This window comes from Wolbachia endosymbiont (group A) of Andrena fulva (genome assembly GCF_964026815.1).
GTDB lineage: Bacteria > Pseudomonadota > Alphaproteobacteria > Rickettsiales > Anaplasmataceae > Wolbachia > Wolbachia pipientis.
The window spans coordinates 964,838-977,793 of record NZ_OZ034701.1; the positions used below are offsets into that span (position 1 = coordinate 964,838).

Annotated in this window: 11 protein-coding genes and 1 tRNA gene; 4 read left to right on the forward strand and 8 right to left on the reverse strand. The window is 36.4% G+C overall.

Annotated features, from left to right (window positions below; genetic code table 11):
- Nucleotides 1–123: 123 nt before the first annotated feature.
- From AAGD84_RS04855 to AAGD84_RS04865, 3 genes are read right to left on the reverse strand one after another with little or no spacing between them, the layout of a single operon-like run.
- Nucleotides 124–924, reverse strand: coding sequence for a metal ABC transporter permease (locus AAGD84_RS04855; RefSeq protein WP_264723282.1), 801 nt, complete (start codon nucleotides 922–924; stop codon nucleotides 124–126).
- Nucleotide 925: 1 nt separating this feature from the next.
- The gene (locus AAGD84_RS04860) at nucleotides 926–1,291 is read right to left on the reverse strand and encodes an Mth938-like domain-containing protein (protein WP_151808071.1); all 366 of its coding nucleotides are present in this window, start codon (nucleotides 1,289–1,291) and stop codon (nucleotides 926–928) included.
- A gap of 3 nt (nucleotides 1,292–1,294) precedes the next feature.
- Nucleotides 1,295–2,161 (reverse strand): 4-(cytidine 5'-diphospho)-2-C-methyl-D-erythritol kinase, encoded by an 867-nt coding sequence (locus AAGD84_RS04865; protein WP_213863071.1) that lies wholly within the window; start codon nucleotides 2,159–2,161, stop codon nucleotides 1,295–1,297.
- 81 nt (nucleotides 2,162–2,242) lie between these two features.
- On the opposite strand from AAGD84_RS04865, the gene AAGD84_RS04870 reads away from it, so the two are divergent.
- Nucleotides 2,243–5,695, forward strand: coding sequence for a UvrD-helicase domain-containing protein (locus AAGD84_RS04870; RefSeq protein ID WP_341817885.1), 3,453 nt, complete (start codon nucleotides 2,243–2,245; stop codon nucleotides 5,693–5,695).
- Nucleotides 5,696–6,100: 405 nt separating this feature from the next.
- Here AAGD84_RS04870 and radC read toward each other — a convergent pair whose 3' ends face one another.
- From radC to AAGD84_RS04890, 4 genes are all read right to left on the reverse strand, one after another.
- The gene (radC, locus tag AAGD84_RS04875) at nucleotides 6,101–6,775 is read right to left on the reverse strand and encodes a RadC family protein (RefSeq protein ID WP_010962534.1); all 675 of its coding nucleotides are present in this window, start codon (nucleotides 6,773–6,775) and stop codon (nucleotides 6,101–6,103) included.
- Nucleotides 6,750–6,980: a hypothetical protein gene (locus AAGD84_RS04880; protein ID WP_041573522.1), complete on the reverse strand. Its 231-nt coding sequence runs from the start codon at nucleotides 6,978–6,980 to the stop codon at nucleotides 6,750–6,752. The genes radC and AAGD84_RS04880 overlap by 26 nt, the downstream gene beginning before the upstream one ends.
- A gap of 142 nt (nucleotides 6,981–7,122) precedes the next feature.
- Nucleotides 7,123–7,719 carry an RDD family protein gene (locus AAGD84_RS04885; RefSeq protein ID WP_341817886.1) on the reverse strand — a complete coding sequence of 199 codons (597 nt, stop codon included), beginning with the start codon at nucleotides 7,717–7,719 and terminating at the stop codon, nucleotides 7,123–7,125.
- A 24-nt stretch (nucleotides 7,720–7,743) separates the two neighbouring features.
- Nucleotides 7,744–7,826, reverse strand: a tRNA-Leu gene (locus AAGD84_RS04890).
- A 114-nt stretch (nucleotides 7,827–7,940) separates the two neighbouring features.
- On the opposite strand from AAGD84_RS04890, the gene AAGD84_RS04895 reads away from it, so the two are divergent.
- Together AAGD84_RS04895 and AAGD84_RS04900 are read left to right on the forward strand one after the other, a co-directional pair.
- The gene (locus AAGD84_RS04895) at nucleotides 7,941–9,392 is read left to right on the forward strand and encodes a replicative DNA helicase (protein ID WP_182320382.1); all 1,452 of its coding nucleotides are present in this window, start codon (nucleotides 7,941–7,943) and stop codon (nucleotides 9,390–9,392) included.
- Between the two features lie 116 nt (nucleotides 9,393–9,508).
- The gene (locus AAGD84_RS04900) at nucleotides 9,509–10,675 is read left to right on the forward strand and encodes a hypothetical protein (RefSeq protein WP_264723379.1); all 1,167 of its coding nucleotides are present in this window, start codon (nucleotides 9,509–9,511) and stop codon (nucleotides 10,673–10,675) included.
- A gap of 60 nt (nucleotides 10,676–10,735) precedes the next feature.
- Here the strand turns inward: AAGD84_RS04900 and metG are convergent, their stop codons facing one another.
- Nucleotides 10,736–12,373, reverse strand: coding sequence for a methionine--tRNA ligase (metG, locus tag AAGD84_RS04905; RefSeq protein WP_341817888.1), 1,638 nt, complete (start codon nucleotides 12,371–12,373; stop codon nucleotides 10,736–10,738).
- Nucleotides 12,374–12,512: 139 nt separating this feature from the next.
- On the opposite strand from metG, the gene AAGD84_RS04910 reads away from it, so the two are divergent.
- The gene (locus tag AAGD84_RS04910) at nucleotides 12,513–12,953 is read left to right on the forward strand and encodes a TrbC/VirB2 family protein (protein ID WP_010082521.1); all 441 of its coding nucleotides are present in this window, start codon (nucleotides 12,513–12,515) and stop codon (nucleotides 12,951–12,953) included.
- The last annotated feature ends 3 nt before the right edge of the window (nucleotides 12,954–12,956 follow it).

Here is a 12,956-nt window from a genome sequence, read left to right on the forward strand (position 1 = left end):
CTCCATAAAATTAACAACTTATCATTAGCATATAAATAATAGTATAGCAAAAACTATTTTGTGCTAAGATAGTGATGTTTTATAATGAGTATATTACAAAATTATTAACATTCGAGATCAAAATTAAGCCAACCTGCTTAATACTAGCCTTATAAAATAAGCGATAATTAAATATACCGCTGCAACAAGTATAATTGCAGGTCCAGTTAACAAATCAAAACTTGCAGATAACATGAGACCTGATATCCCAGAGATCACAGAAAAAACTGTTGCAACAATAATCATCTGCATCGGAGTTTTCGAAATGAGCCTTGCAGATGCTGCTGGTATTAGCAAAAATGCAGCAATAAGTAATATTCCTATTAATTGGGCAGCAATTGCTATAAATATAGCAAGAGTGATTAAAAATTCTAGTCTAACAAAATTAACATTAATCTTCTCAACTACTGCTAAATCTTGATTAATTGAAATCATTAACCAATAACGCCATCTAAATATTAATATCAAAGTAACTATTAGAGAGGTTAAAAAAATCGATATTATATCACTTTGATCGAGCGTTAATATATCACCAAACAGTGAGCTAATAATACTATTATTGCCAGATGGAAGAAAAGACATAAGTATTAAACTCGATGATAAAACTACATTGGTAACAATGTTCAATATCGTATCAGCAGAATATAATCTGTTAAAATTAAGAGAAAGTAGTATAGCAAATGTAATTGCAATAAGCATTATGCTAAGCGATGGGCTAATCTTAAAAATTAAAGCAAGTGCAACACCGAGCAATGAAGAATGGGACAAACTATCACCAAGATAAGATAACCTTTGCCATATCATAAACGATCCTAAAGCGCCTGTTACTAGGCTAATTACAACTACTGCAACTAGACTATTGATGAAAAAGTCCTGGGTAAGCATGCTATATGGCTATTAGATAACTGACAACAAATCTATCTTCGGATATTAAAACGTTATGGGTTCTGCATGCAGAACCTGTTGTCATAAATTCAAAATTTAAACCTTTTTGTTCCATAAGATAGGACTTCACTGAAGAACTTAGTATATTGCGTGTTTTACCAGTACCTATTAACAAAATTTCTATTTCCTCTGTTAAAAAAGATTCAAAATACTCCTTGCTGTTTATATCACTTTCTTTCAATTTTATCACCTTTTCAGGAAAAATTATAATTGAGCCATAATATTCTTGATTGTTTACCAAAAATTTTCCTTCCCTGTAACCATTTATAAGATTTTTATTCTCGGAAATTAAGGGAGTTACATCCATAAGTCAAACTATTAATTGAGTGTCACATACCCACCATTCTGGTTGCTTTTTTCCGATATTAACTGCAGCAGCTTTTGCATTTTCCTCACTATCGAATATTCCAAAACATGATACACCACTGCCTGACATGCGAGAAAGTATAGAGCCTTCTTGTGACTCAAGTGTTGATATCACATCCTTAATTTCAGGTACAAAGCTTATTGCTATTTCTTGAAGATCGTTTCTCGTCTCTTTAAGAAGCTTCAACAAATCCTTTTCAGCGTCATCGCTCCATTTAATTGGCTCAGAAAATTTTCCTTCATGTTTGGAAAATACCTCTGGTGTACTCAAAAACCTTTTTTTCGGTTTCACAAGCACCACATTTGTAGGTAAAGAGAATTTTTTAATGTGGCATAATTCTTCGCCAATACCTCTAACAAAAACTGGCTTGCTATCTACGCTTGCGGGAACATCAGCACCAACGTTTAAGGCTATTTCATTTAAAATCGTCCTATCAATCTCCCACAGCTTCCCTAGCGTACGTACCACAGCTCCAGCATCTGAGGATCCGCTACCAAGTCCTGCAGCAATTGGTATGTTTTTTACAACCTTTACAGTGACTTTAGTGCGTACAGGAGCATGCCTAAGCAGCAGATTAACCGCTTTCATTACAGTGTTATATTGGTTATTTATTTTAGACTCGGAGTTTATAAATTCAACTGTAGAGTTATCGTATCTAAAATCCTTCTCACCTACTTTTATTTCCAAAAAATTAGAGAGATTAGCAAAGACAAATAAACCTTCAATCAAGTGATACCCTGTTTCTTTTTTGTCTACAACATGCAAAAAAAGATTGATTTTTGCAGGCGCCTTTACACAAAAACTTTTCATTATATATCTTCACTAACACTATTTTTACATTATATGTATAATGCTATTCTAGTCAACTTTTATAAGGTTCTCGCACTTCTGATGAGATCAAATGCCATAAATCCTAATTTCTCTGTGTGGGTAAATGCGTCCGCTGGTACAGGCAAAACAAAAATCTTAATAGACAGAGTATTGAGACTTTTATTAGAAAACAAAAGAAATATTCTTTGCTTAACATTCACCAATGCTGCAGCAAACGAAATGGAGAATCGCATTCACAGCATACTCAGTAAGTGGGCAATATGTTCAGATAGTGTGTTGGCAGCAGATCTAGAACAACTAGATTTCTTTTCGATGTCATTCCAGCGCGTGACACTGGGATCCAGAAAAAATAAAGATTATTTAACAAGAGCAAGAAGGCTTTTCTCTGAACTGGAAAATCTTGGTCTAACTATACAAACCATACACGCTTTCTGTTACAAATTAATTTCCAGCTTTCCCATAGAAGCTGGCATCGCCCCAAATTGCACGCTGAGCGAATGCAAAGAATTACATCCCATCATATTCAATAAAGTGCTTCATAACGAAACTGTGCAGGATGATATCAATCTTATTGCAACTGAAATTGATGAAAATAAATTACGCGATTTGCTTTATACTTTATGTGTAAAAAGATCAGCGTCAGCAAATGATTCGAAATATATCAAAGATAAATTGAGCGCCCCAGATGAAATTCATGACTTACAGAGCGAAACAATTGAGCACGTGGAAAGACTAGCCGAGATATTAAGTGAAGGCAGTAAAAGAGATCAGAGTTATAGTGAAATACTTTATTCTACTGTCATCCCAGCTGGGATCCAGAAGAAAAGAACCAGCGTCACGCGCTGGAATGACACTAAAGTAGAAAACCTAGCCAAGGTCTTTTTAAAATCAGAATCGCACGAAAAAAAGAGCATATCATCCATTGCAACAAAAAGTATTTTGGAGAAATTCAAAGATGCAGAGCAAATAATAGAGAGCGTTCAGAATGTAGTATTTACCCATATAAGAGACATGAACTCTTATCAAATATTCAAGAGAACCAGTAGCTTACTTGGTATATTTAAAGTATATGTTGATCTATACAGTAGCGAAAAATCAAAAAATGCACTGCTTGATTACAATGATATAATTGACTTAGCAACAAATCTTCTCAGCAATCCAAACTATAAAGATTGGATATTGTTTAACTTGGATCAAAAAATAGATCACATCCTTGTTGACGAGGCACAAGACAATAGCATCAGTCAGTGGAAAATTATAACAAATCTCTGCGATGAATTTTTTGCCGGTAATGATGAAAAGCGAACCTTATTTGTAGTTGGTGACGTAAAACAATCCATATACAGATTTCAAGGAGCAAATCCCCATCTATTCAACTACATGCAACAATACTTTCATACGAAAACTGGTGGCAGAGATTGGGTATCATGCCAACTTGAAAAGTCATTTCGTTCAACTCCAGAAGTTTTGATGCTTGTAGATAGAATATTTAACAACTTCCGCGCAGAAATATCTTTTGTTGATAATGAAATAAAACATGTTCCACATAGAGAAAATGATCAAGGATATATTGAAATTTGGCCAGCGTTACCAAAGTGTAAAGAGGAAGAACAGCAAGCTTTACAAATTCCTCTGATATGTAAGGAAGGTTATACAATAGCAGATCGATTACTTGCTCAGGCAATAGCCCACAAAATTCACAATTGGTTAAACGAAGGGCGGATTTTAGTTGCTAAAGATCGCCATATAGAACCAAGAGACATTATGGTTCTGGTACGACAACGAAACGTATTGGTTGATTACATAATAAGCGAACTTAAAAAAGCAAACGTGCCAGTTGTAGGCCGAGATTATTTTAGAATTATGGACTATATAGCCGTGCAGGACTTAATAGCTTTGGCCGAATTTTTACTCCTCCAGGCAAATGATCTAGCTCTTGCAAATGCTTTAAAATCACCGTTATTCAATTTTACCGAGGATGATTTATTTAACATTGCATATGATCGTAAAGAGCATTCACTATGGGAAAGAATTCAGGATTATTCTGTGGTTATCTACAGTGAATTAAACTATCTCATTAACTTATCTCGCACAGAGTCTCCTCTTGCACTATTTACACATATATTGCGTACAGGTAAGAAGAAATTTGCTGCAAGGCTAGGTCTTGAGTGCTTTGAGGTTCTAGACGAATTTATGAACCTCGTGTTGCAATTTGAAAACCCATCTCTTCAAGCGTTTGTTCAGTGGATCAAGGAGAATAACCCGGAGATTAAGAATGATATGCAATCAGAACGCAATGCTGTGCGAATAATGACAATTCATAAATCAAAAGGTCTGCAAGCTCCCATAGTATTTTTGGTTGATACAAACACAGTGCCAAGAAACAGTGAAAGCATTATCTTTGATGGAACAGAAGTGCCATTTTGGTGTGGAAAAAACAACAACGCTTATTGCGATCAAGTAAAAAGAGAGAAAAAACTAGAGGATTATAATGAATATTTGCGTTTATTATACGTAGCACTCACACGTGCTGAAGATGAGTTATACATCTTAAGTAAAGAGCCAGTGCAAAAGGGCTCTTGGTATGATCTAATCACTAAGTACGGAGAACCATATGAAAAGAAACAAAGGGATTTACGGCCAATATTTAAAGAAAAAGTTGAAGTATTATGCGTGAATGCAAACTACCCTTACATTTATAAAAAACGTGATTACTTTGACGTTCCGGTCATTTCCCTTCCACCAAACCTATCAATGTCATTCCAGTGCTTGACACTGGAATCCAGTAAAAAAGAAGGAGAACCAGCATCAGCTACTCGCTCTCCCCTGTCATCCCAGTGCTTGACACTGGGATCCAGTAAAAAAGAAGGAGAACAAGTGTCAGCTCACTCTTCGGTATCATTTCAGCACTCTCTTTCGTCATTCCAGCGCGTGACGCTGGAACCTGGAGAAAAAAAGGCCTGGATCCCAGTGTCAAGCACTGGGATGACAAATAGGGGTATTAGAATGACAGACAGGGGTATTGGAATGACAGATGAGAGTGCTGGAATGACAACAAGGAGCATTGGGATGACAGATGGTTATGCAAGAGGCCTGATTATTCACAGCATATTGCAGTATATGCCCAAGATAGAAAAAGAAAGGAGAAAAAATTGGGTCAGAAAATACCTTGATAACATCAGCGAAGATAAGGATGAAATTTACAGTAAAATATTAGCCTTTAATGAAAAATATGGCTATTTGTTTGACTTGGAAGGCAAATCAGAGATTACACTGAGTGGAACAATTGATGGCAAGTCAGTATTAGTACGACTAGATAGGCTATGCATAACGCAAGATAAAGCAATCATAATTGACTACAAGTCACACCGTAACGTTTCTGTTTCCTCATTAAATGAAATAAAAAAGCAAATGTTGACCTATAAAACCTTAGTACAAGAAATATATCCAAACAAGCAAGTAGAGTGCGTGGTTATTTGGGTGAAAGATTTAACCATTCAATCTGACTTTTAACGAAACTTGATTGCAAGAAATAGCTACTACGTCATACCACCGCGAACCGTCATCCCGCGATTCATTCCACAACTGTACGAACATTGCGATTTTGGCCTACCAGAAGGGTGTCATGAAAGTAGCTGACACTGGTTCCTTTATGACGGTGTCATCCCAGTGCCCAGACACTGAGATCCAGGAAACTTAATTGCAAGTAATGCATTGGGTTTGGTGAGTATGGGTTTTGCGTTATAGAATGAAGCACTTTTGGTGAATTTGTAAAGAAAACTGGATTCCAGTGTCAAGCACTGGAATGACAAGTTCTCGGCAACCCCTACGTCATCCCGTCACGGTATCTCTTAGCCGCTAACACGTAGCGGAATGACGATTGTCGGTAAATCTAAGTTACTGTAGCTATAAAGGCTTTCACAACAACCTATTTTCCTTGAAACTAAAATAGCTACTGAATGTAATAATAATGTGGTCTATTAATTCTATTCCTATACTTTGGCAAGCTTCTGCTAGTTGTCTAGTGAGAGATATATCGCTATTTGAAGGTTGTGTATCTCCGCTTGGATGATTGTGAGATATTACAATGGATGTTGAACCAATCAAAAGTGCGCGCTTGATGATCTCTCTGACATAAAGAGGAGTTTGATCTACTGTACCAATATTTTGCAGGTCTTCCGCTATTAGACGATACTTTTTATTCATATAGATGACACGAAAATTTTCCTTATTGAGGCTTCCTATACTTATTCTTAAATAATCAAGCAATTTTTCCCAGTTATCGATTACAGGCAGGTTTTTTATTTCTTCTCTTGCAGAACGAACAAAGGCTTGTTTTACACAAAAGATGGCAGATATCGCTGCATTGCTGACATCATCAACGTTTTGCAGCGCTTCCAGGTCAGCATTAAAAACTTTATTTAAGCTGCCAAAACTTTCTATCAAACTCTTTGCCACCGGTTTTACATCAATTCTACTATATGCTGAATATAAAATGTGCTCTAAAACTTCATAATCAAGTAATGATTGTCCATTATCTAAAATAATTTTCTCTCTTAGGCGCTTTCTATGCCCCTTTTTGTAATTTTTCATCATCAATGAATTGCTTATCTCTTGTATAATAAGAAATTAGATTTTTAAGTAAAATATTTAATAAAGCGCATGACGCACAATTGTAAGAACATTCATTTTTAAAGACAGCAAATGGTGTCATGAAAGTAGCTGAGACACTGTCCTCCTTTGTCATCCGAGTAGCTGACACTGGTTCCTTTACGACGGCAGTGCCCAGAGGTGTCATCCCAGTGCATGCACATAGTGCAAAAAATTAAAAATAAGACGCTAATACGTAATACTGTTGTCGTTTAATCTGCACAGATTGAAGATAAATGAATACCTTCAGTATCATGATAAAGGGGCTGGCGAAGGGTGTCAAGTAGTTTTTAGCTCTGCCTTCTAAGGCTTTTACTCGTGACAACCACTGTGCCTGCGATCTTATCGTGCCAAGTTTGACAGCGTTTGTTGAAATTTGACCATAAAAAGCCCAAGAACAATGGTGCAACTGACAATATAAAGGAAAAAAATCTCTTTGTTGCTTGTTTTAGGGTCATCTTTTCGAAAGTTTGTGCATCCACAACTCTAAGCCCAAATAATAGTTTTCCAGGTGTAGTAGCAAACTTTACCCACATATATATTACATAGCAAAAGAGCATAATAAACTGGACTATTTGATTTAGGATTAGTAATTTTATAAGTCTACTCTGCGTTGTCTTTTCTTCCGCAGACAGTGGTGCTTGCATTGGGGATTTTGCATCAATTTGACTTAATATTTTGCTATCCTCTGAGTTTGTAAAGAGCTGATTAAAGGCTTGGCTGCAAAACTGCAAGAACAAAGCGATAATAATTAAATCAAGCAATACTGATATATAGCGCCTGAGGCCCGTTACATAACATATTCCATTTTCATCTTTCTTTACCTTTTGAATAACATTTATAGAAGAAAAAATAGAAAATAAACGATCAAAAAATTTATGTAACATATATACACTTTCCAATATTTAACGTGCCCCTGGCCGGACTTGAACCAGCATGCTTTTGCAAGCAACAGATTTTGAGTCTGCCGTGTCTACCATTCCACCACAGGGGCATTAAGTTTTAATGCTATAGGCAACACGGAATTAGTCAAATTTTTTTGCCTTTACATCTTTCAAATGAGGACTAAATATTCTACAATAATCAACAGTTACTCTCAAAACTTAAAATGAATGAATTAGCTAGTCTCTTGGGTTCAAGAAGTGTAGACAAGGAAATATGTAAATTACCGCATAATCTAGAAGCTGAACAGATGCTTATTGGTGCAATGATTCGTGATAATAGAATCTGTGATGCGGTTGAAGATACAATTACGGCAGAGAATTTCTATGATCCATTACATCAGAGTATCTTTACGCAAATATCCAAAACCAGGAAACACGGTATAGTTGCCAATGAACTGAGCCTCAAAATGTTTTTTGAGAACGACCAAGCGTTTACCGAGTGTGGCGGGGTAGAGTACTTAGCAAAGCTTGCAGCGAAGGCAAGTATTGCACTTGATATTTATAGTTTGACTAGAATAATCCGTGATACTTACTTAAGGAGATGTTTAATCAAGCTCGGGCAAGAAATAGTTGGTGATAGCTACAACTACGATATTGAAAATCCTGCACAGGCGCAAATTGAACAAGCAATGACAAAATTGTTCAATTTGGCAGTAAAAAAACAAGGTGAGAAAACATATATAAAACTTGCAAGTTCAATTAAAGATGTAGTTGAGAAGATCAGCACACTGAAAAATAATCCAGAAGCGCTAGGCGTTACAACCGGACTTCAAGATCTAAATCAGCTTCTTGGTGGTCTACAAAAATCTGATTTATTAATTTTAGCTGCAAGGCCTTCTATGGGTAAAACAGCATTGGCGCTAAACATCGCACTTAATGCTTGTAAGATGTTGCAAAAAAGAGCAGATAAGCAACACTATGTAGCGTTTTTCTCGCTTGAAATGTCAGCAGAGCAATTAACTGCAAGGCTGATCACTATAGATTCAGGAATTAGTTATTATAAGGCATTAACCGGGAGAATTAGTGATTTTGAATTGCATGAATTTATCAATACTAGTACAGAATTATCTGAACTGCCTTTCATCATAGATGACACCCCTGCGCTATCAATTAGTGCCCTTCGCACCAGAATACGCTTGCTGTATCAATTATATAATGTAGAAGTGGTATTCATTGATTATTTGCAGCTAATCAGAGGAACAACAAAAAGGAGTAATGAAAATAGAGTGCAAGAAATCTCGGAAGTGACGCAGGGTTTGAAAGCAATTGCAAAGGAGCTAAATATTCCCATTGTTGCACTATCTCAGCTCTCTCGTTCTGTTGAGCAGAGGGATGATAAAAAACCACAACTTTCTGATTTACGTGATTCAGGGAGCATAGAGCAAGACGCAGATATAGTAATGTTTCTCTATAGAGAAGAGTATTATGAACTAAGAAAACAGCCAAATGAAGGAAACAATAAACATCGGGAATGGCAAGAGAAAATGGAAAAAATTAGAAACATTGCAGAGCTCATTATTGCAAAGCAGAGAAATGGACCAATTGGCAGTGTGAAGCTATATTTTGACTCTAACAGAGGTGCATTTAAAGATTACACGGAAAGGCATAGTTCATAGCTTGGCAGCAATCTTCTTGTTCCCAAGTTCATTGATTATTTTTTTATGTAAAGATAGCTTGACAATTTCTTAAAAATCCTTTTATAATGGTATTATATTTTATAATACGTGAGATGATGAATAAAAACAATGTACCCTATCTTATAGCTGGTGCTCTGGCTACTGCAACTTTATTAGCATCTGAAGTGTTTGCTGCAGCTCCTTATATTGGTTTCTTAGCTCCAGTTGCAGCATTAAGTGTTGGCTTGCCATTTATTATTGGTTATGCTGTGTTTTCTGTTGTAACTATTGCACTTTCGTATAAAGCAATTAGTGAGAACAAAACAAATTCTGAGTTAAAAAATAAAATGAAAGCTCAAGAGCAAACAATTTCTGGGCAAAAAACTCAACTAGCTAAAAAAGAAGCGGAAGTAAAAGCTAAAGAGGAAGAAAATTCTAAGTTAAAAAATAAAGTAGAAGCTCAAGAGGAAGAAAATTCTAAGTTAAAAGATCAAGTACGCACTCAAAAGCAGAAAAATTCTGAGCAAAAAACTCAACTAGCTGAAAAAAATAAAAAGATAGAAGAAGACAAATTAAAAGTGGCAATTGCTGATGGCACTGTTCAGCTTGCAAAAGGAACAGTTAATAGCGCTGTTTGGTTTGCAAAAGAAGCAGTTAATGGTGTCTTGTATTCTGGCAAATATGCTTACGATAATTATGTGCCATCAACTGAGTCTACAAAAGGAACACTTAGTGGTATTGGAGGTGGCTTGAAAAATACTTATGATGCGTCAATTGCATCTGTAAGAGGAGCACTTAACAGCGTTGGAAGCAGCTTGTACAGTAGGATTTATGGTACTAAGGTTTCTAGTCCGGAAGAGCAGTTTAAGCGTGAAGATGGATCTAAACCTAGCATGCAAGAACTAACTCGTTTGGATTATTTAAATCTTGAGGTTCTTTCCAGTGAGCAAAAGCAACGAGCTAATAGTTTGGATTATTTAAATATTGATAACGTTCCTAAGCAACCTGATCATTTAAATGTTGATGCTGCTAAAAGTTATTTAATGAGTCTTTCTGAGGATCAGGATGTATTTTATGATGCAGAATCTGGTGATGAAAAAGGTACTGAGATTTCTAGTCCAGAAAGTCAGCCAACTAAAGAAGAAAATGGTCAAGGCTGGTTTGCATGGAGCCTAGGAAAGGCTAAGTCGGCAATGACTGAAGTAGTAGTGATAGGTGCTGATGTTACTAAACCATATCTTGCTAAAATAACTAAGGCACTTGCACCTAACTTGAATATGTAGACAGCGTTGTGCACCGTCGTTAACTAAAGATAATCTCATCCAGGAGAAATAGTTTTTACACTATTTCTCCTCTTTAGCATCAACCCTAAAAAAAACCGGCGTAGGTTTAGGCAATGTTATGCCTGAACTTACGCACGCGTCGCACAAAGATTTTAAATCTCGTTGTTCTTTCGGAATTTGCAGTTGATTTAGTATCATCTCTGCTGACTTGGGAACGATTGGCTGCAATAAAATGCCTATTATCCTGATATATTCCAGTAACTTGTAAATTACTAAATTCATGCGCTCTCTGTCAGTTTTGCTTAGTGTCCAGGGTGCACTTTTGTCTATGTAGGCATTTGCTTCAGAAGAGATGTTGATGATTAGAAGTATGATATAGTTAAATTCATACTTTGATAGGTGATTCATCACTTGATCGAGTATAGCTTTGCAACCTGGAAGACTTTCTTCACCTTTAAGTAGGCTTTGATCGATTGTTGGTACAATTCCAGAACATTGCTTGTGTAAAAATGAAATTGTTCTTTGCACTAAATTGCCTATGTTGTTTGCCAGTTCTGAATTTATCCGGCTGATCATATTTTTCTTACTAAAGTTGCCATCTTGGCCGAAGCTTGCTTCCCTGAGGAGAAAATAGCGTAGCTGATCAACACCAAACTCTTGAGCGAGGCCAATTGGATCTATGACATTACCAAGGGACTTGGATATTTTCTCTCCCTCGTTCAACCACCAACCATGAACTGCAATTTGTTTTGGCAGTGGTAGGTCTGCTGCAAGGAGAATCGCTGGCCAATATACAGCATGAAAGCGCAATATGTCTTTACCGATTACATGAACGTTGAAAGAGTTGTCAGCTAGGTTTGCAGCGCTTGACACTGGAATCTGCGTTTTCCCTTGGTTTGGTGTCATTCCAGTGCTTGACACTGGAATCTGTGTTTCTGGTTCTGCCCAAAACCTCTTATATTCCTCACCTTCAGTACTAGGGAAACCTATTGATGTAAGATAATTGGTTAATGCATCTATCCAGACATAGATTACGTGTTTGTCATTACCTGGTACTTTTATTCCCCAGTTAAAACTAGTGCGAGAGATTGAGAGGTCAATGAGCCCTGATCTTACAAACGATATCACTTCATTTCTTCTGCTCTCAGGAAAGATAAAACTTGGCTGATTTTTATAGAGTTCCAGTAATTTGTCTTGCCAGTTTGACAAGCGAAAAAAGTAGCTCTCTTCTTTTATCCACTGAACTTCTGCGCCTGTTGGTGCTTTGCCATCTATCAGCTCTGATTCCTGATAAAATGCTTCATCACGAACTGAATACCAACCCGAATAGGAATCCAAATATATTTGCCCTCTCTCTTCAAGTCTATTCCATAAAGCTATAACTGCTTTTTTGTGACGTTCCTCCGTAGTGCGAATAAAATCGTCATACTCAAAATTCATGAACTTAGCCAATTCTTTAAATGAAACGCTCACTTCATCTGTAAATTCTTTTGGCTGCATTTCCTTTGCTTTAGCTGCTTTTTCTATTTTTTGTCCATGTTCATCTGTACCGGTGGTAAATTTGACATTTTTCCCAGCTAGTTTCATGAACCTTGCCACCACGTCACACAAGAGAGAAGTGTATGCATGACCAATATGCGGCTTATCGTTTACGTAATATACTGGCGTGGTGATGTAAAAGTTCTCGAATTGTTCCATGGTTTAGCATTTTGATAAAAATCAACTGAGTTAATTATAGTATTAAAAAGGCAGTAATAAATAAATATTGATTGGGTTAAGCATAATTTTTGAAAAAAGCTATTTACTGAAATTTTATTAAAATAAGAAACAATCAGGCATGATTATTGAAAGAACAATGAGAAATTTTCTTGTAATTCTATTTATAGTTTTCTATGCATTTGATGCACACGCTGATGGAGCAACAGATGTAATGTGTAATGTAATAGGTTACGTTCATGGAATAGGTGGACCAATGATTACAGTGGTAATAATTGGTTCAAGCTTACTTGCAATATTTGGCAGAATGCCTTGGCCTGCACTTTTCGCACTGGGTATGTTTGTTGCTGTGTTTTTTGGTGCTCCTCAAATTGTAACAAAGGTAACAGAAAAAGAAGTTTGTTGTCTTTTTAAAGGTCAAACCTTGGAGAATGGAAAGTGTGTTGCTGCTCCTGGATATGAACGTGTAGGTACAGGTTATGCTTGTCGTTCCGGTTGGGCGCTAACTAATAAAGGCTACTGTATAAAAGCTGGCCAAGATCCTTCAAAGTATTGGAAGTGAAAA